The 22072-nt window shown below is 65.8% G+C and carries 1 protein-coding gene; it reads right to left on the reverse strand.

Annotated features, from left to right (window positions below; translation table 11 throughout):
- Positions 1 to 5: 5 nt before the first annotated feature.
- Positions 6 to 21818, reverse strand: a complete 21813-nt coding sequence (locus tag J3B00_RS06740) for a BapA/Bap/LapF family large adhesin (RefSeq protein ID WP_209865855.1) — start codon at positions 21816 to 21818, stop codon at positions 6 to 8.
- Between the last annotated feature and the right edge of the window lie 254 nt (positions 21819 to 22072).

A 22072-nucleotide genomic window follows, 5' to 3' on the forward strand; every position in this document is an offset into this window, starting at 1 on the left:
CAGCCTCAGACGACATGGATGCCGTTCTGCACCCACAAGTGGTGGCTCGGATCCTCCTGGGCTGTGTATTGGGTATAGTCGATTCCGTCGGCAGTCTGGTTACCATTTACGGTCCAGTTATCCGTCAACTGCACCGAATCCTCGCTGCCACCCTTGATCAACAGGGTGTCATTGCCGGTTTCTGTGACCGCGATCACATCCGCCAGGTTGAGGCTCAGGGTGACCGCACTGGTGTCGTTGAGGTCGATGATCTCGATGTCGTGTACACGGCCGACCAGGTTGCCCAGGTCGATGCTGGCATCGCCACCGGCCCACAGCAGTGTGTCGGTACCGCTGCCGCCGTCGACGTTGGTGAACTGCTGGTCGACGATCACCAGGGTGTCGTCACCGGCACCGCCCTGCAGGCTGATCGCCCCACCTTGACTGCCGTCCAGATGGTCATTGCCCTCGCTGCCCTGGATCAGGTCGCTGGACGATACTGCGGCGAGGCTGGCCATCTGCGCTGCGCCATCGTCGCCGCTGGTATCGGCGAGCAACGAGGAGAACGCCGTCACCGTTCCGGCTTCCGTCAGGTTGACGGTCAACTGCGCGGTGTCGCTGGTGCCGTTGGGGTGGGTCAGCTGGTAGGTGAAGGTGTCGTGCTGGCCAATCACTGCCGAGGTCAGGCCCGACTTCAAGGTGTAGGTGTAGCTGCCGTCCTCATGCACCAGCAGCGTGCCGTAGGTACCGGTCACGCTGACCCCGTTGTAACCCGGGATCGAGTAGGTGTTGGCTGCAACCAGCACGCTGAGCACGGTCAGGGTCGAACCGAGGGTGTCGCTGCCGGTGCCGCTGGTGTCGTTGATCAGGTTGCCGCTCACTGGGGTGTAGCCGCTTACCATGAACTCCTTGTTGTAGGTGGTGGTGGTGTTGATGGTGGTGTTGATCGAGCTAAGCAGGCCGATGCCCCCCGCCGTAACCTTGATCTGGTAGCTACCCGGTCCTTGATCCTGGAAGGTATGCGCTGCACCACCGCCGAGCAGGCTGATCAGTGACCCGCCATTGACGGTGTCGACCACCACGAAGGTGCCGGAAGCGTTGGCCTTGAGCAGTTCGATCTTGGTCCCGTTGAGCAGGCCGAGCAGGTTGTTCGAGTTGAGCACTACTTGCAGGTCCGCCGTGGTGTCGAGCGCGACCATATTGGCCGCCGACGTGATCGAGCGGCTACCGAGCACCGGCAAGTTCAGCGTCGCCAGGTTGGCAGTGCTGGTGGTTTCGCGGTTGATCAGGCTGATGCCGGTGTTGTCGACATCGTTGACAGCGTCGACCACGGTTGCCGGTGCGCTGTAGTTGGTGTCGCTCCAGATTTCAGTAGCTTGTGGGCTATCGATCCGCACATACAGGTTGGCGGTGTCCTTCAGGCCGCCGTCAGTGGCCAGTTGGTAGCTGAACACGTCGACTTTACCGACACTCGACGGGCTGCCGCTCGGGGTGTAGGTGTAGCTGCCATCTGCGCGGATCACCAGCGTGCCGTACAGGCCTTGCACGGTGGTGCCGGCACCGGCGTCGACATACACGCCGTTTTTCAGCACCTGGAGCACGGCCGCGCTGTCTGGCCCGCGCACGTCGGTGGTGCCGTCGATGCCTGGGTCGGTGATCACGTTGCCGGTGGCCGCTGTGCCGGTGCCGGTGAACTCGGTCAGCGAAGTGCTGGTGATGTCCAGGGTGGTGGTGACCGTCGTCAGCACGCCGATGCCGCCGCTGCCCACGGTCAGGCGGTAGTCACCCGCCTGCAGTGTGCCGATGTCGACCTGGAGACCCTGGCCCAGTGGCAGCAGGATCAGGTCGAGCAAGCCTTGGCTGGTACCGCTGGCCAAAGTCACCCAGGCGCCGCTGGCGTCTTTCACTTGCAATGTGAAGGTGGTGTTATCCAGCAGCGCCACCACGCTGTCGGTGTTGAGGGTCAACGTCGGATCGGCTGTGGTCCCGGCAGCGACGGTCCAGGTGTAGGTTTTCTGGAAGCCGGCAAGTACGGTGGTGAAACTGTCGGCGTAGGTTTTGCTGCTGCTCACCGCGGCGAGTTCGACCGTGGCGGTTGCCAGGTTGTCGCTGGCCACCACGGGGGTGTTGGCGTCCACGTCCGGCGCGGTGATGCTGGCGCTGGCCGAGGTGTTGTTGCGCGGATCGGTAACGGTGACCGACAGCGACTGGCCGTTGTCCTGGGCAGGGTTCAGGACCACCCGGAAGGTGCCGTCGGCTTCAACCGGCGCCGTTGTCAGCACGGTGCCGGTCGGTCCACGTACGGTAACCGTCGCCCCCGGTTCACCGCGGCCAGTGAGCACGCTGCCGTCGGCATTGATCACCAGAGCAGTGGCTGCCGCCGGTGGAGTGAAGTCCGGTGCGGTCAGCGCGGTACCGGCGGAGGTGTTGCCGGTCGGGTCGCTCTGGGTGACGCTGAGTGCCTGGAAGTCGGTCTGCGGTGGGTTGAGGGTGATGGCGTAGGCGCCGGTGGCGGCGACCACCGCGCTGCCCAGCACGGTACCGCTGCTGTTGCGCACGGTGATGGTGTTGCCGGCTACCCCCGAACCTGAAACCACTGCACCGGTTGTGTTGATGGTAGCGATCGGTGCTGCTGGCGCCGTGCTGTCGGGCGCGGTGACGCTGCCGGCACCCGAGAGGTTGCCGGCGGCATCCGCCTGACGCACGGTGAGCGACTGACCGTCGAGCTGGGCCGGGCTGAGCGTGAAGGTGAAGTTGCCATCGCTGCCGACAATGGCCGTGCCTGCCTGGCCGACGATGCTGATGGTCGCGCCCGGTTCACCCTTGCCGGTCAGTACGGTGCCGGTGCCATCGACGGCCAGCTCGGTCGGCGCGCCGGGGGCCTGTACGTCCCGTGCGGTGTAGCTGGTGTCGTCAGAGACGTTGCCGGCCGCGTCAGCCTGAGTGACCGCCAGGACCTGGCCATTCAATTGCGGCGTATTGAGGTTGACGCTGAATGCACCGCCGGCGTTGACCGTACCCGTGCCGAGCACGTCGCCGTTGGCATCACGTACCGTCACGCTGGCACCCGGCTCCCCGGTACCGGTCAGCACCAGGCCGTTGGTCGACAGGTTGGCGACCAGCGGTGCCGCCGGAGGGGTGATGTCGGCGGCGTCGATGATGACCGGTGGCGATTCATTGCCCAAGGCGATGAAGACCACCACCGAGATTGTTTCACCGTTGAGTTGTGGCGTATCCAGTTGGAAATTGAAGCCGCCGTTGATGGAAGTGACGCCGCTACCGATAAGCTGGTTGGCGGAGTCGTAGACCCTTATTTGCGAGCCGGCCGCTGCCGAACCCGTCACGGTCAGGCCATCGCCCGCCAATTCGACATTGGTCGGCGCTGCGGGGGCCGCAATCAGCGGAACGGTATAGCCGGTGTCCGACGAGTTGCCTGCTTCGTCGGTCTGTTTAATGGTGAGTACCGGAAGCAGACCGGTAGCGGGTGGGTCGAGCGTGATCTCGAAGGTGCCGTTGGCAGCGACGCGGCCAGTGCCCAGAACATTCCCGCCACGGCTGACCGAAACCTCGGCCCCCGGCTCGCCACGGCCGCTCAGCACGCTGCGATCGGTGTTGATCGTGATGTTGGTCGCCTGGTCAGGTGCGGTGGTGTCCAGCGCCGTCACCGAACCCGGCACCGAGGCATTGCCGGCCTCATCGGTGGCAATTACGGTCAGCGTCTGGCCGTTGCTCTGCGCAGGGTTCAGGGTAACGCTGAAGCTGCCGTTATCCGGTACCAGGATAACGCCGATCTGCGTGTTGTCGGGGCTGAGCACGGTGATCGTGCTACCCGCTTCGGCGGTGCCGCTCAGCGTGGCACCCGCGTTACTCAGAATCAGGTCGATGGGCTGTTCGGGCGGGGTCAGATCGCTTGCATCGACAAAGGTGGGCGCGGACGGATTGCCCGTAGCGTCCTGGGCAATGATGCTCAGCACCTCACCATTGACCTGCGAGGGCGACAGGTTGACCACGAAGGTGCCGTCGGCATCGATCGAACCCGTGCCGACCTGTTCGCCTTTGTCGTTGATGACTGTTAGCTTCGCGCCCGCTTCACCGGTGCCTCTGAGCTGGGTGCCGCTGTCATTGATCGCCGCTACGACGGCTTGCGGCGGGGTGATATCGGGAGCGGTGTAGGTACCGAACGGCGAAACGTTGCCGGCGATATCGGTGAGGGTTACCAGCAACTGCTGGCCGTTGAGTTGAGGGGCGTCCAGAGCAACCTGGAAGGTGCCGTCGTCGCCGACCACGGTGGTCTTGGTCTGGCCGAGGCCCAGGTAGACCGTTACGGTCGTGCCGGGCTCGCCGACGCCGGACAGCTGGTCACCCGCTGCATTGAGGCGCAGCTCCGTCGGTGCCTCCGGCGGGGTCAGGTCTGGCGCATTGATCACCACCGGCAGGCTGATGTTGCCGGGTGGGTCGGCCTGTTGCACCGACAGGGCTTCACCGTTGATCTGGGCCGGAGTCAGTTCTACCCGGAAGCTGCCGTCGGCGAGCACTGTGGTTTTGCCCAGCTCGGTGCCTGCGGCATTGGTCACGGTGACCGTGGCCCCTACCTCGCCGCGCCCGGTGACCACGCTGCCGTCGTCATTGCGCGCGACTTCAGTGAGCAGGGCCGGCGGGGTGAAGTCCGGCGAGAGCACGGTGGCTGGCGCCGATACGTTGCCAGCGGCATCCGCCTGGGTGAGGCTCAGCAGCTGTGCGTTGCCCAGCGGCGGATCAAGGGTGATGGCGAAGTAGCCATTAGGGTCGACCTGTATCGACTCGCTCAGCCCGTTCGGGCCGGTCACCGTTACAGTTGCACCCGCTTCGCCACGACCGGTCAACAGCGCACCATCGCTGCTGACTGCCAGCGTCGTGACCGGGTCAGGCGCGGTGGTATCCGCCGCGCCGAGGCTGCTGGCCGCTGACTGGTTGCCAGCGGCGTCGGTCAGCACCACATTGACGGTCTGGCCATTGGTTTGTGGCGGCGTCAAGGTGACCTGGAAGCTGCCGTCGGCGCGCACCGTGCCATTGCCCAGTGAAGTGCCATCGGCGGCCAGTACATTGACCTTGGCGCCGGCCTCGCCGGTACCGTTGAGCAGCGTCCCGCTGCCGGCAAAGGCCAGGTTCTCCGGCGCATCAGGGGCAACCCGGTCAGGCGCGGTCAGGTTGATGCTGTTGGACTCGTTACCGGCCGCGTCGAACTGGCTGCCGGTGATCGTCTCGCCGTTTATCTGCGCGACAGCCAGGTCAATGCTGAAGGTGCCATCGGCAGCCACGATCCCTTCGCCCAGGTCGACACCGCCCTGGCCGATGATGGTCACGCGGGCGCCCACTTCGCCACGACCGGTGAGGGTCAGGCCATCAGTGGACAACTGCAGGTCGCTGAGCGGTTGCGGGGCGGTGGTATCCGGCGCCTGCAGGGTGGCTGGCAGGGAGGCGCTGTTGTCGGTGCCGACTGCACTGACCTGCAACACTTCGCCATTGGCCTGGACGCTGCCCAGGGCGATGTTGAAGGTACCGTCGTTGCCGACCACGCCACTGCCGAGCAGGACGCCGCCCGGGCCGTAGACGCTGACAGTACTGCCAATGGTGCCCGAGCCGGTGACGCTGAGCCCGTCGTCGGCCAGCTCCAGGTTGCTTGGCACATCAGGCGCGAGGTTGCCCGGCGCGGTGATGGTCTGTGCCGGCGATGGGTTGTCGCTGGTGTCGGTCTGCACCACGCTGAGGCTTTCGCCAGGGGTGGCGGCGGGGTTCAACGGTACTGTGAAGCTGCCATCGGCGGCCACGGTGGTGGTGCCCAGCGGAGTGCCATCGGCAGCGCTGACGGTTACCGTGGCGCCGGCTTCGCCGACACCTGCCAGGCTGTTGCCGTCGGCGGACACCGCCAGGTTGCCGACGGCTGCCGGCGGCGTGGTGTCCGGTGCGGTGAACGAGCCGGCTGGGGAGACGTTGCCGGCGGCATCGGTGGCAGTGACGCGCAGGGTCTCACCGTTGGCCTGAACGCTGCTCAGGTCGACCTGGAAGGTGCCATTGCTGGCGGCCACGGTGGTGCCTATGACGTTGCCAAGGCTGTCACGAACTAACACCGTGCTGCCCGCTTCGGCGCTGCCGGTCAGTTGCACGCCACTAGGGGCCAGGGCCAGGTTGCTTGGCGCGGCGGGTGGGGTCAGGTCTGGCGCGGTGACGTTCACCGCGGTCGAGGTATTGTTGCCCGCGTCGGCCTGGGTCACGCTCAGGCGCTGTGCATTGAGCTGCGCAGTGTCGAGAGTCAAGCTGAAGCTGCCGTTGGCGGCGACTTGGCCGGTACCGATGATGGTGCCGTCTGGCCCGCGGACGGTAACGCTGGCGCCGGCTTCACCGAGGCCGGTGAGGGTCAGGCCGTTGTTGTTGAGCACCAGGTTGGTCAGCGGCGCTGGCGGGGTCAGGTCGCTGGTGGTGACCGAGATGGCTGGCGAGGTATTGCCGGCCGCATCCACCTGGGTCACGCCAATCGGCTGGCCGCTGGCTTGCGGCGTGTCGAAGACCACCGTGAAGCGGCCGTCGGCGCCGACCGTGGCCGAGCCCAGCAGGGTCCCGGCGGCGTTGCGCACCTGTACCGTGGCGCCGACTTCACCGCTACCGGCGAGTTGCCGGCCATCGGCGCTGAGCAGCGTGTCGCTGACCGCTGCCGGAGGCGTGCGGTCTGGCGTGGCGACACTGGTTGGCGGCGAACTATTGCCTGCGCTATCACTGAGGGTGACCTGCAGCGGTGCGCCGGTGGTCTGTGCGCTAGGCAGGGTGATCTGGAACTGACCGCTGGCATTGACGTTGCCGGTGGCCAGCACGTTACCGTTGGCATCACGCACAGTGACCTGCGCGCCGGCCTCACCGCTGCCACTTACTACTGTGGCAGCGGTGTTGAGGGTGACCTCTGTGGCGGCAATTGGCGCCTGCAGATCAACCGTCGGCACGGTGTTGGCCAGCGAGACATTGCCCGCGGCATCGGCCTGGGTCACGGTCAAGGTCTGACCGTTGGCCTGCGGCGTGTCGAAGGTGATGCTGAACAGGCCATTGCTGCCGACCGTGCCGGTGCCTACTTGCGTTCCGGCGGCGTTGACCACCGTCACGGTGGCGCCGACTTCGCCTCGACCGGTCAGGGTGCTGCCACTGCGGTCGACCTGCAGTTGGGTTGGTGCATCCGGCGCGGTGCTGTCGTCGGCCACGATAGTGACCGGTATCGAAGGTTTGCCACCAGCACCCAGGCGCGCATTGACTTGCAAGGTCTGCGCGTCAAGTTGGGCATTGGTGAAGAACACCCGGAACACGCCATCGGTGCCTACGATCGCGGTGCCCAGCGTGGTGCCGCCCGAGGTAACGGTGATCAGTGCACCGACGGTGCCTTGGCCGGTGAGAAGGAAGCCGTCGGCGCTGATTGCAAGGTCCGACGGTGCCGCCACTTCGGTGCCGTCCGGGCCACTGATGTCGACTGACGTTTCATTGCCGGCAGGGTCACGAACCACTACCTGGACGGTGTCGCCGTTGCTCAAGGGTGGGTCGAGCGGTATCACGAAGGTACCGTCCGGGCCTGCTACCACGCTGCCCAGCTCGTCGTTGCCATCGCGCACGATCACCGTGCTGCCAGGTTCGGCAGTACCGCCAACGGTGTCACCGCCAGGGCTGACAGTGATGTCGGTGGCTGCTGCGGGTGGGGTGGTATCGGGTGCAGTGATCGGCACCAGCGGGCTGCTATTGGTCGCGGCGTCGATGGCTTCCAGGGTCAGCGACTGGCCGTTGTCCTGGTCGGTTGGCAGGGTAACGGTGAAGCTGCCGTCAGGGCTTACAGGTGCGCTGACCAGCACATCTCCGTTGCCATCGCGAATGATCACTTCAGTGGCACCCGGCGCATTGCCGGTAACGGTGCCATCAACCCTAACGGTCACATCGGTAGGCTGCGCCGGTGCGGTGAGATCAGGTGCGGTGGTGGCGACAGGCACAGTCTCATTGCCAGAGGCATCGATCAGCACCACGTCGAGCGTCTCGCCGTCGCGCTGGGCTGGGTCCAGCGGCACGGCGAAGGTGCCGCCTGCCGGTACGGTGACCGTACCCAGTACATCGCCATCGGCGTTGCGTACCTCTACGGTAGTCCCCACCTCGCCGGTACCCCAGACCAGGGTGCCGTCGTTGTTCACCTGCAGGCCGGTGGGCAAGGCAGGTGGCGTGGTGTCGATAGCGGTCACGGGAACGCTGCCGGAAATCAGGCCTGCGTCATCGACGAGCACCACCGACAAGGTTTCGCCATTGTTCGGCACAGGGTTGAGGGTGACGCTGAAGGTGCCGTCGGGGCCGACCACGTCGCTACCAATCAGTCCACCATTGGGGTCGCGGACTTCAACAGTAGTGCCCGGCTCGCCCTGGCCGCTGATCACACTGCCGCTGTCGTCCCGTACCACGCCCTGTGCAGGCGCTGGGGCTTGCAGGTCGGGCGCATTGAGCGGGTCAGAGGCTTCAGAGACATTGCCTGCGGCATCAGCCTGCGTGGCGGACAAGGTCTGGCCGTTGAGTTGTGGCGGATCCAGGGTGACCTGGAAGCTGCCATCGCTTTGCACCACGGCACTACCCAGCTCGACGCCATTGGTGCCGGTCACGGTAACGGTGGCGCCCGGTTCGCCGGAGCCGCTGAGCACGCTGCCGTCGGCAGACAGGCCCAGGCCGGTCGGCGCGTCTGGCGTTTCAGTGTCGGGGGCGGTGACGGCCACGGCGGTGGACAGGTTGCCGGCCAGGTCGCGTTGGTCGATGGTCAGTGCCTGACCATTGGTTTGCGCCGGGATCAGGGTGACTTCGAAATCACCCAGCGGGCCGACCACGCCGCTGCCGAGGAACTCGCCCGCAGGACCGCGCACGGTGATCGTCGCGCCCGGCTCGCCCTGGCCGCTGACCAGGCTACCGTCAGGGCTGATCGCCTCATCGGTGACCGGCAGCGCCAGCGTGTCCGGTACGTTGAAGTTGACCGGCCCGGCGGTGTTGCCACGCGGGTCGTCGGCGCTGATCGCCAGGCTCTCGCCGTCACGTTGCGGCTGGCCGAGGGTCACGCTGAAACGGCCGTCGGCAGCCACGATGGCGGTACCGAGCAGGTCACCGGCCGCGCTGCGCACGGTAACGGTAGAACCCGCCTGGCCGACGCCGGTAAGCAGGGTGCCGCTGGCGTCGATGGCAAACCCGGACGGCAGCAGTGGCCCATCCAGATCAGGCGCGGTGATGGCGGTGGCGGCCGAGGTGTTGCCCTCGGCATCGCTGAGGCGCACTTCCAGCGCCTGGCCATCGTCCTGGGCAGGCGACAGGGTCAGGGTGAACACCCCGTTCGGGCCGACCACCCCGCTGGCGATCACCGTGCCGTCGGCATCGGTGACCTCGACGTTGGCACCGGGCTCGCCGTTGCCGACCAGGGTCACGCCGTCGGCGCTCAGTTGCAGGTTGGTTGCAGGGTCTGGCGCAGTGATGTCGGGCGCAGTGACCTGGGTTGGCAACGAGCTGTTGCCGTCCGGGTCGATGGCCACCACATCCAGCACTTCACCATTGGCCTGCGCAGGGGTGAGGGGCACCACGAAGGTGCCGTCGTCACCGACCACTACAGAGCCGATCACATTGCCGTCGGCATCGCGTACCTGCACCTCGGTTCCGGCGGGCGCCGTACCGCCGATCGACGAGCCGTCAGCGGCAGGGACCAGCTCGCTCGGGCTGTCCGGGACCGGCGTGTTTGGCACGTTGAACGACTGCCCAACGGAGAGGTTGCCAGCGGCATCGCTCTGGAACACGACGATCGTATCACCCGGGGCAACGGCAGGGTCGAGGTCAACCAGGAAGGTGCCATTGGGGCCTACCACGCCGTTGCCGATCACATCGCCGTCAACGTTGCGCACTTGCACGCTGGCGCCGGCTTCCCCGCGCCCGGACACGGCCAGGCCACCGCTGCCGACGGTGATGTCGGTAGCGGGAGCGGGTGGGGTGATATCCGGGGCGTCGTACGCCAGCGGAATGGAAGTATTGCCATCGGCATCGATGACGCGGATGTCCAGCACTTCGCCATTGGCCTGGGCGGGCTCGAGGATCAGGCTGAAGGTGCCGTCAGGCGCCACCTCAGCCGAGCCGATCAGATCACCCGAGGCGTCGCGAACTTCTACCCTGGCAGCGGGCTCTGCGCTGCCGCTCAGGCTGTTGCCGTCGATCAGGGTCAGCCCGGTCGGCTGTTCGGGTGCGGTCAGGTCAGGTGAGGTAACCGTAGCGGGAGGCGACACGTTGCCAGCGGCATCGGTCAGGGTGATTTGCAGGTCCGAGCCATCGGTTACCGCAGTTGGCAGCTGCACGCTGAAGCTGCCATCGGGCTGTACCGTGCCGCTGACCAGCTCCTGGCCTTGATCATCGACAACCTTGACGATGGCGCCGACTTCACCGCGGCCACTGATGGTGCGCCCGTCTGGGCTGATCAGCACATTGCTGGCCTGCTCGGGTGGCGTGTTGTCGATCGGCGTGTCGATGAAGGGTGCAGTGACGGTGGCGGTGTCAGACTCATTGCCCTGAGCGTCGCTGGCCGTGACCAGGAGTGTTTCGCCGTCTACCTGAGGCGGATCGAGGGTGAGGGTGAACACGCCATTGGTGCCGGCCTCGGCGCTGCCCAGATCGGTGCCGTCAGCATCCACCACCCGCACGGTGCTGCCGGGCTCGGCGCGACCCGTCAGTTGCGTGCCGTCAGCGCTGACCGCCAGTTCGGTCGGGATCGCTGGCGCGGTGATGTCCGGCGCCGTCACTTGCGCAGGCAGCGAGCTGTTGCCGTCGCCATCGATGGCGACCACGTCCAGCTGTTCGCCGTTGGCCTGTGGCGGGGTGAGGACAACGACGAAGGTGCCTTCGGCGCCGACCACCACGGTGCCGACCACGTTGTCGTCGACGTCGCGCACTTCCACGCGGGTGCCGGCCGGCGCGGTGCCGCTGATCGACGTGCCGTCGGCAGCGGGGACCAGCTCGCTGGGCGTGGCCGGTACTGGCGTGTTCGGCACGTCGAACGACAGTTCAGGAGAGATATTGCCAGCGGCATCGGTCTGTACCAGCACGATGGCATCGCCTGGGGCGACGGCGGCTTCCAGGTCGATCAGGAAGGTGCCGTTGTCGGCCACCGTGCCTTCGCCGATGAGATTGCCGTCGGCGTCGCGCACTTGTACCTGGGCGCCCGCTTCGCCGCGCCCGGCCAAGGTGAGGCCACCGGCGCCAACGGTGACGTCGCTGATGACGGTCGGCGGGGTGATGTCCGGTGCGTCGAAGGCCAGTGGTACCGAGGTGTTGCCTTTGGCATCAATCACGCGAATGTCCAGCACTTCGCCATTGGCCTGCGGTGGGTCGAGGGTCAGGGTGAAGGTGCCGTCAGGGCCGACGGTACCGCTGCCGATCACGGTGCCAGCGGCATCGCGCACTTCTACCTGGGCGTTGGCCTCTGCGGAACCGCTCAGGCTGTCGCCATCGGTCAGGCTCAGCCCGGTCGGCTGCGCAGGCGCCTCCAGGTCAGGGGAGGTGGCGGTGGCAGGCTGCGACACATTGCCGGCGGCATCGGTGAGGGTGACTTGCCGTGTCGAACCATCGGTTACCGACGCGGGCAACTGCACGCTGAAGCTGCCGTCAGCCAGCACCACGCTGCTCGCCAGGACCGTGCCATCGGCATTCAGCACCTTGACGGTAGCGCCCGCTTCACCGCGACCGGTAATGGTCCGGCCGTCACCGCTGAACAGCAGGTTGCTGGCCGGTTGCGGTGCAGTGGTGTCGATCGGGTTGTCGATGTCGGGTGCGTTGACGCTGGCGAAGCCAGAGGTGTTGCCCTTGGCATCGCTGGCCGAGACCTGCAGTGCCTCGCCGCCGACCTGCGCGGGGTCAAGCGTGATGGTGAATACGCCATTGGCGCCGGCCTGGGCGCTGCCCAGTTCGCTGCCGTTGGCGCCGACGACGCGCACGGTACTGCCGGGTTCGGCGCGACCGGTGACTTGCGTGCCGTCGGCGCTGACCGCCAGGGCGGTCGGGATGTCCGGGGCGGTGATATCTGGCGCGGTGATGGCAGTCGGCAGTGAGCTGTTGCCGTCAGCGTCGACGGTAACGACGTCGAGCAGCTCGCCGTTGGCCTGTGCCGGGCTGAGCGGCAGTACGAAGGTGCCATCGTCACCGACCGCTACGGAGCCGATCACGTTGCCGTCGGCGTCACGTACCTGTACCTCGCTGCCAGCAGGCGCTGTGCCACTGATCGAGGAGCCGTCCGGCGCCACGCTGAGGTCGCTCGGGCTAGCCGGAACCGGGGTGTTCGGCACGTTGTACGACAGTTCAGGCGAGGCGTTGCCAGCGGCATCGGTTTGCACCAGAACGATCGGTTCACCCGGCGCTACCGCGGCGTCCAGGTTGATCAGGAAGGAGCCGTTGGCGCCTACCGTGCCTTCGCCGATCAGATTGCCGTCGGCGTCGCGTATCTGTACCTGGGCGCCGGCTTCACCGCGCCCGGCAATCGCCAGGCCACCGGTGCCGACAGTGACGTTGCTGATGATGCCCGGCGGGGTAATGTCCGGTGCGTCGAAGGCGAGCGGGGCCGAGGCATTGCCGGTCGCGTCGATCACGCTGACGGCCAGCGCTTCGCCGTTGGCCTGAGGTGGGTCGAGGATCAGGGTAAAGGTCCCGTCTTCGCCGACGGTACCGCTGCCGATCAGCTCACCGGCGGCATCGCGTACTTCCACTCGGGCACCGACCTCGGCGCTACCGGTGAGGCTGTTGCCATCGGTCAGGGTCAGGTCGCTAGGTTGCTCAGGTGCTTGCAAGTCAGGGCTGGTGACCGAGGCCGACGGCGACACATTGCCTGCCGCATCGGTGAGGGTAACTTGCCGTGCCGAGCCATCGGTGATGGCTGTAGGCAGTTGCAGGCTGAAGCTGCCATCGGCCAGTACTGTGGCACTGACCAGGACCGTGCCGTCGGCATTCAGCACTTTCACCGTGGTGCCGGCTTCACCGCGACCGCTGAGGGTGCGGCCGTCACTGCTGATCAGCAGGTTGCTCGGCGCCAGCGGCGCGGTGGTGTCGATCGGGCTGTCGATATCCGGTGCATTGACCGTACCGAAGCCGGAGATGTTGCCTTGAACATCAGTGGCCGAGACCTGCAGCGCCTCGCCGTTGACCAGCGGCGGCGCGAAGGCGACGCTGAAGGCGCCAGTCGGGCCGACCAGTACGCTACCCAGCTCAGTTCCGCCGACGCCGATTACGCGTACGGTGCTGCCGGGCTCAGCACGGCCGCTCAGAGTGCTGCCATCGGCGCTGACCACTAAGTCGGTCGGGACTTCTGGTGCGGTGAAATCGGGGGCGGTGATCAGGGTTGGCAACGAGCTGTTGCCGTCGGCATCGATGGCGACCACGTCCAGTTGCTCGCCGTTCGCCTGTGGCGGGGTGAGTGCGACGACGAAGGTGCCATCGGCGCCGACCACGACAGAGCCGATCACGTTGCCGTCGGCGTCGCGAACTTCAACCTCGCTGCCAATTGGCGCCGTGCCGCTGATCGAGGCGCCGTTAGGCGCCACCACCAGGTCGCTTGGGCTTTCCGGTACCGGGGTGTTGGGTACGTCGAAGGACAGTTCTGGGGAAGCATTGCCGGCGGCATCGGTCTGCACCAGCACGATGGCGTCGCCTGGGGCAACGGCAGCATCGAGGTCGATCAGGAAGGTACCGTTGGCACCGACAGTGCCGCTACCAATCACATTGCCATCGGCGTCGCGCACTTCCACACTGGCACCGGCTTCACCACGCCCGGCGAGAACCAGGCCGCCAGCACCGACGGTGACATCGGTAATAACGGTCGGTGGGGTGATATCCGGTGCGGTGTAGGCCAGCGGCACGGAGACATTGCCGGCCGCATCAATGACGCGAATGTCCAGCGCTTCGCCGTTGGCTTGAGCAGGGTCGAGGGAGAGGGTGAAGCTGCCGTCAGGACCAACGGTGCCGCTGCCGATCACATTGCCGGCGGCATCGCGTACTTCCACACGGGCGTTGGCCTCTGCGCTACCGGTGAGGCTGGTGCCATCGGTCAAGGTCAGGTCGGCAGGCTGGGCAGGCGCTTGCAAGTCAGGGGAGGTGACAGAGCCAGGCTGCGAGACATTGCCTGCGGCATCGGTGAGGATGACTTGCAGGGCCGAGCCATCGGTTACCCCGCTTGGCAGTTGTACGCTGAAGGTGCCGTCAGGAAGCACTGTGCCTTCAGCCAAGACGTTGCCATCGGCGTCCAGCACTTTTACGGTGGTGCCGGCTTCACCGCGGCCACTGACCGTGCGGCCATCACTGGTGATCAGCAGATTGGTTGGTGCCACGGGGGCAGTGGTGTCGATCGGGTTGTCGATGTCCGGAGCATTGACGGTACCCACGCCAGAGGTGTTGCCCTGAGCATCAGTGGCTGAAACTTGCAGAGCCTCGCCGTCGATCAGTGGCGGGTCGAGTGCGATGCTGAAGATGCCAGTCGGCCCGACCAATACGTTGCCGAGTTCGGCGCCATCGGCACCGACCACACGTACGGTGCTACCAGGTTCGGCGCGGCCGGTGAGGACGCTGCCGTCGGCGCTGACGGCCAGTTCGGTAGGGATCGCCGGAGCGGTGATGTCAGGTGCAGTCAGTTGTACTGGCAGCGAGCTGTTGCCGTCCGCATCGATGGCTACTACGTCCAGTTGCTCGCCGTTCGCCTGCGGCGGGGTGAGTGCGACGACGAAGGTGCCATCGGCGCCGACTACGACAGAGCCGATCACGTTGCCGTTGGCGTCGCGAACTTCAACCTCGCTGCCAATTGGCGCCGTGCCGCTGATCGAGGCGCCGTTAGGCGCCACCACCAGGTCGCTTGGGCTTTCCGGTACCGGGGTGTTGGGTACGTCGAAGGACAGTTCAGGGGAAGCATTGCCGGCGGCATCGGTCTGCACCAGCACGATGGCGTCGCCTGGGGCAACGGCAGCATCGAGGTCGATCAGGAAGGTACCGTTGGCACCGACAGTGCCGCTACCAATCACATTGCCATCGGCGTCGCGCACTTCCACACTGGCACCGGCTTCACCACGCCCGGCGAGAACCAGGCCGCCAGCACCGACGGTGACATCGGTAATAACGGTCGGTGGGGTGATATCCGGTGCGGTGTAGGCCAGCGGCACGGAGACATTGCCGGCCGCATCAATGACGCGGATGTCCAGCGCTTCGCCGTTGGCTTGAGCAGGGTCGAGGGTGAGGGTGAAGCTGCCGTCAGGACCAACGGTGCCGCTGCCGATCACATTGCCGGCGGCATCGCGTACTTCAATCTGGGCGTTGGCTTCTGCGCTACCGGTGAGGCTGGTCCCATCGGTCAAGGTCAGGTCGGCAGGCTGGCCAGGCGCTTGCAGGTCAGGGGAGGTGACAGAGCCAGGCTGCGAGACATTGCCTGCGGCATCGGTGAGGGTGACTTGCAGGGCCGAGCCATCGGTCACCCCGCTTGGCAGTTGCACGCTGAAGGTGCCGTCAGGAAGCACTGTGCCTTCAGCCAAGACGTTGCCATCGGCGTCCAGCACTTTCACGCTGGTGCCGGCTTCACCGCGACCACTGACCGTGCGGCCGTCACTGCTAAAGAGCAGATCGGTCGGCGCCAGCGGCGCGGTGGTGTCGATCGGGTTGTCGATATCGGGTGCGTTGACCGTCCCTGCGCCAGAGGTATTGCCCTGGGCATCAGTGGCCGAAACTTGCAGTGCCTCGCCGTCGATCAATGGCGGGTCGAGTGCGATGCTGAAGATGCCGGTCGGGCCGACCAGCACGCTGCCGAGTTCGGCGCCATCGGCACCGACTACGCGTACGGTGCTGCCAGGTTCGGCGCGGCCAGTCAGCACGCTGCCGTCGGCGCTGACGGCCAGTTCAGTCGGGATCGCTGGAGCGGTGATGTCAGGCGCAGTCAGTTGCACAGGCAGCGAGCTGTTGCCGTCGGCATCAATAGCGACGACGTCGAGCAGCTCACCGTTGGCCTGTGGCGGATTGAGCGCGACGACGAAGGTGCCGTCGTCGCCGACCACCACGGAGCCGATCACGTTGCCGTTGGCATCGCGAACTTCCACTTCGCTGCCGGCGGGTGCTGTGCCGCTGATAGAGGAACCGTCAGCGGCCACCACCAGATCACTTGGGCTTGCTGGGACAGGGGTATTCGGCACGTCGAACGAGAGTTCAGGCGAGACGTTGCCAGCGGCATCGGTTTGCACCAGCACGATGGCGTCGCCTGGGGCAACGGCAGCATCGAGGTCAATCAGGAAGGTGCCGTTGGCACCGACAGTACCGCTACCGATCACATTGCCATCGGCGTCGCGCACTTCCACGGTCGCGCCTGCTTCACCGCGCCCGGCGATGACCAGGCCGCCAGCACCGACGGTGACATTGGTAATAACGGTCGGTGGGGTGATATCCGGCGCGGTGTAGGCCAGCGGCACGGAAACGTTGCCGGCTGCATCGATGACGCGGATGTCCAAGGCTTCGCCGTTGGCTTGAGCGGGGTCGAGGGTGAGCGTGAAGCTGCCGTCAGCACCAACGGTGCCGCTGCCGATCACATTGCCGGCGGCATCGCGTACTTCCACACGGGCGTTGGCCTCTGCGCTACCGGTGAGGCTGGTGCCATCGGTCAAGGTCAGGTCGGCAGGCTGGGCAGGCGCTTGCAAGTCAGGGGAGGTGACAGAGCCAGGCTGCGAGACATTGCCCGCGGCATCGGTGAGGGTGACTTGCAGTGCCGAGCCATCGGTCACCCCGCTTGGCAGTTGCACGCTGAAGGTGCCGTCAGGAAGCACTGTGCCTTCAGCCAAGACGTTGCCATCGGCGTCCAGCACTTTCACGCTGGTGCCGGCTTCACCGCGACCACTGACCGTGCGACCGTCACTGCTAAAGAGCAGATCGGTCGGCGCCAGCGGCGCGGTGGTGTCGATCGGGTTGTCGATATCGGGTGCGTTGACCGTCCCTGCGCCAGAGGTATTGCCCTGGGCATCAGTGGCCGAAACTTGCAGTGCCTCGCCGTCGATCAGTGGCGGGTCGAGTGCAATGCTGAATATGCCGGTCGGGCCGACCAGCACGCTGCCGAGCTCGGCGCCATCTGCACCGACCACACGTACGGTGCTGCCAGGTTCGGCGCGGCCGGTGAGGACGCTGCCGTCGGCGGTAACGGCCAGTTCGGTAGGGATCGCAGGAGCGGTGATGTCTGGTGCAGTCAGTTGCACAGGCAGCGAGCTGTTGCCGTCGGCATCAATAGCGACGACGTCGAGCAATTCACCGTTGGCCTGTGGCGGGTTGAGCGCGACGACGAAGGTGCCGTCGTCGCCGACCACTACGGAGCCGATCACGTTGCCGTTGGCGTCGCGAACTTCCACTTCGCTGCCGGCGGGCGCGGTACCGCTGACCGAGGAACCGTCAGCGGCCACCACCAGATCGCTTGGGCTTGCTGGGACAGGGGTATTCGGCACGTCGAACGAGAGTTCAGGCGAGACGTTGCCGGCGGCATCGGTTTGCACCAGCACGATGGAGTCGCCTGGGGCAACGGCAGCATCCAGGTCAATCAGGAAGGTGCCGTTGGCACCGACAGTACCGCTACCGATCACATTGCCATCGGCGTCGCGCACTTCCACGCTGGCACCGGCTTCACCGCGCCCGGCGATAACCAGGCCGCCAGCACCTACGGTGACATTGCTGATGATGGTGGGCGGAGTGATATCCGGCGCGGTGTAGGCCAGCGGCACGGAGACGTTGCCGGCTGCATCGATGACGCGGATGTCCAAGGCTTCGCCATTGGCTTGAGCAGGGTCGAGGGTGAGGGTGAAGCTGCCGTCAGCACCAACGGTGCCGCTGCCGATCACATTGCCGGCGGCATCGCGTACTTCAACCCGGGCGTTGGCTTCTGCGCTACCGGTGAGGCTGGTGCCATCAGTCAGGGTCAAGTCGGCAGGCTGGCCAGGCGCTTGCAAGTCAGGGGAGGTGACAGAGCCAGGCTGCGAGACATTGCCTGCGGCATCGGTGAGGGTGACTTGCAGGGCCGAGCCATCGGTCACCCCGCTTGGCAGTTGCACGCTGAAAGTGCCGTCAGGTAGCACTGTGCCTTCAGCCAAGAGGTTGCCATCGGCGTCCAGCAGTTTCACGCTGGTGCCGGCTTCACCGCGACCACTGACCGTGCGACCGTCACTGCTAAAGAGCAGATCGGTCGGCGCCAGCGGCGCGGTGGTGTCGATCGGGTTGTCGATATCGGGTGCGTTGACTGTGCCGACGCCAGAGGTATTGCCCTGGGCATCAGTGGCCGAAACTTGCAGTGCTTCGCCGTCGATCAGTGGCGGGTCGAGTGCGATGCTGAAGATGCCGGTCGGCCCGACCAGCACGTTGCCGAGTTCGGCGCCATCGGCACCGACCACACGTACGGTGCTGCCAGGCTCGGCGCGGCCAGTCAGCACGCTGCCGTCAGCGTTGACCGCCAGTTCAGTCGGGATCGCCGGGGCGGTAATGTCAGGCGCAGTCAGTTGCACAGGCAGCGAGCTATTGCCGTCGGCATCGATAGCGACGACGTCGAGCAGTTCACCGTTGGCCTGTGGCGGATTGAGCGCGACGACGAAGGTGCCGTCGTCGCCGACTACCACCGAGCCGATCACGTTACCGTTGGCGTCGCGAACTTCCACTTCGCTGCCGGCGGGTGCTGTGCCGCTGATAGAGGAACCGTCAGCAGAAATCAGCAGGTCGCTTGGGCTTGCCGGCACGGGGGTATTCGGCACGTCGAATGACAGTTCAGGGGAAACGTTGCCGGCGGCATCAGTCTGCACCAGTGCGATCGTTTCACCCGGGGTTACGGCGCTATCCAGGTCGATCAGGAAGGTGCCGTTGGCACCCACGGTACCGCTACCGATCACATTGCCATCGGCATCGCGCACTTCCACGGTGGCACCCGCTTCACCACGCCCGGCGATCGTCAGGCCGCCGGCACCGACGGTAACGTCGGTAATAGCGGTCGGCGCAGTGATATCCGGCGCAGTGTAGGCCAGCGGCACGGAGACATTGCCGGCCGCATCAATGACGCGAATGTCCAGCGCTTCGCCATTGGCTTGAGCAGGGTCGAGGGTGAGGGTGAAGCTGCCGTCAGCACCAACGGTGCCGCTGCCGATTACATTGCCGGCGGCATCACGGACTTCAACCCGGGCGTTGGCTTCTGCGCTACCGGTAAGGCTGGTGCCATCGGTCAGGACCAGCTCGGTAGGCTGCTCAGGCGCCAGCAGGTCTGGGCTAGCGACCGTCGCCGGCGTCGATACGTTGCCCGCGGCATCGGTAAGGGTGACTTGCAGTGCCGAGCCATCGATTACCTCGTTCGGTAGTTGCACGCTGAAGGTGCCATCGGGCAGGACCGTGGCGCTGGCCAGGACGTTGCCGTCGGCGTCCAGGACTTTCACGGTGGTGCCGGCTTCACCTCGGCCACTGACGGTGCGGCCGTCACCGCTGACCAGCACGTCGGTGGGTTGCAGCGGCGCCGTGGTGTCGACGGGGTTATCGATGTCCGGCGCATTGACCGCAGCGAAGCCAGAAGTATTGCCTTGGGCGTCCGTGGCTGACACTTGCAGTGCCTCGCCGTCGATCAGCGGCGGCGCGAAGGCAATGCTGAAGATGCCGGTCGGGCCGACCAGCACGCTGCCCAGTTCGGCGCCATCTGCACCGACCACACGTACGGTGCTACCAGGTTCGGCGCGGCCAGTCAGGACGCTGCCGTCGGCGCTGACGGCCAATTCGGTAGGGATCGCCGGGGCGGTGATGTCAGGTGCAGTCAGCTGCACAGGCAGCGAGCTGTTGCCGTCGGCATCGACAGCGACGACGTCGAGTAGCTCACCGTTGGCCTGTGGCGGGTTGAGCGCGACGACGAAGGTGCCGTCGTCGCCGACCACCACGGAGCCGATCACGTTGCCGTTGGCGTCGCGAATTTCCACTTCGCTGCCGGCGGGTGCTGTGCCGCTGATAGAGGAACCGTCAGCAGAAATCAGCAGGTCGCTTGGGCTTGCTGGCGCGGTAGTCAGCGGGACTTCGTACTCCAGCACGGGTGAGACGTTGCCGCTTGGGTCGGTCTGGGTCAGGCTGAGGTTCTCGCCGGGCAACACTGGGTTATCCAGCTCGATGACGAAGGTGCCGTTGGCGCCCACCGTAGCGGTGCCGATCAGGTTGCCGTCGGCATCACGTACTTCAACGGTTGCACCCGCTTCGCCACGACCCGCCAGGACCTGACGGCCCGCACCGATCACGATGTCGCTGAGTGCTGCAGGTGGGGTGATGTCAGGGGCATCGAACTGCAACGGTGTCGAGCTGTTCTGTGCGCCGTCGACCAGGCGAATGTCCAACGCCTCGCCATTGGCTTGGGCTGGCGACAGGGTCAGGCTGAAGCTGCCATCATCGGCGACCACGCCGCTGCCGATCAGCGTGCCGGCGGCGTTACGTACTTGCACGGTGGTGCCGGGCTCGCCACGGCCGGTCAGGGTCACGCCGTCGGCCAGTTGCAAATCAGTAGGTTGCGCCGGCGCAGTCAGGTCGCGCGAGGCGACGCTGGTGGCTTGGGAGACATTGCCCGCAGCGTCGGTGAGTGTCACCTGGAGCGCGCTGCCGTCGATCACGGCGGGCGCCAGGGTTACCTGGAAGCTGCCATCGGCGCCTACCGTGGCGGTGGCCAGCAGGTTGCCGTCGGCATCACGTACCTGCACGGTGGTGCCGGGCTCGCCGCGCCCAGACAGTTGATTGCCAGCCGCGCCGATGACCAGGTTGGTTGGCGCATCGGGGGCAGTGGTATCCACCGGTGGGGTTTCGACATCGGGGGCGCTGATGTTTGCCGCAGGCGAGGTATTGCCCGCCGCGTCGGTAGCGCTGACTTGCAGCGGCTGGCCGTCGGTCTGGGCGGGCTGCAGGTCGATGCTGAACGAGCCGTCGGCGGCGGCGATGGCGCTGCCCAGCACGCTGCCGTCGGCGGCGCGTACCTGAACGGTCGAACCGGGTTCGGCACGACCCGTCAGCACGCTGCCTTGTTCATTGATGGCCAGTTCGCTCGGGGCTACCGGCGCGGTGGCATCTGGCGCGGTCACGGTACCGGGCGCCGAGGTGTTGCCGGCGCCATCGGTCAGGGTGACCTCGAGGTTCTCGCTATTGATCTGCGGGGTCGACAGCTGAACATCGAAGCGCCCATCGGCACCCACGGTGCCGGTGCCGATCAGGTTACCTGCGGCATCGCGGATGTTGACGGTACTGCCGGCTTCGCCCGAGCCCGTCAGGCGCAGGCCGTTGGGCGAGACCAGCAGGTCGATGGGGGAGGCCGGGGCGGTGGTATCGCCAGGCACGGGGTCACTGTCACCGCCGCTGCTGCCGCCGCCACCGTTGTTTGAGGCTGCGGCTGCACCGCCGACGCCGAGCAGGCTCAGGCCAGCGATTGCCCAGGTTGGCGTGCCGCTGCCGGCAACACCAATGCCAGCCATCAACTCATCAAGCGAAGCCACTTCTTCGAAGGTGAAGCCAGCGAAGGCATCGGCGTTGTAGTTGGCATGCCAGAGCGTGCCATCCTCGCCTACAAACACAATGTCGCTCTGAAGGCCGTCCTGATCGACCGCAAAGAAATTGCCGACGGTAATCTTCTCGCCCGATTTTAGATTGACTACCAGGTCCTGCCCTTGGCGGCTGACCGTGGCGACTTTGTCGGGTGCCACTGGCATCTGCACCAGGCTCGGATCTTTGAGGCTGAGGTTGCCCCAGGCGTTCTGAGTGACGGAGGAAGTGTGTTTGTCAGCGACGACGATGTTGTCCATGGATGCTCCCTGCTGGCGGACTGTTCATGCGGATCAACTCGATTGGATCCTTGCCGGTGCGTCTGACTGCCGAATGGAGTGAGCGCGCACCGAGCCAGCTGAACAGGCCTATTTCCGGTGGTATGGGAGATATAGCAGCCCGCAAAAAAGCGACCAGAGGCTTTCCTTACTAATGCTTTTGTAAGGAGGGCAGTGTTTACAGGGGATTGGCGGGGGGGATAAGGCAAATGTTTTTCAGCGGGTGACAAAATGTT

The sequence above is a fragment of the Pseudomonas sp. BP8 genome, assembly GCF_017875955.1.
Classification (GTDB): domain Bacteria; phylum Pseudomonadota; class Gammaproteobacteria; order Pseudomonadales; family Pseudomonadaceae; genus Aquipseudomonas.

Bases quoted from the DNA above. Each gene is read 5' to 3' on its own strand.
- J3B00_RS06740 (WP_209865855.1), bottom strand. From the start codon at position 21,818: ATGGACAACATCGTCGTCGCTGACAAACACACTTCCTCCGTCACTCAG.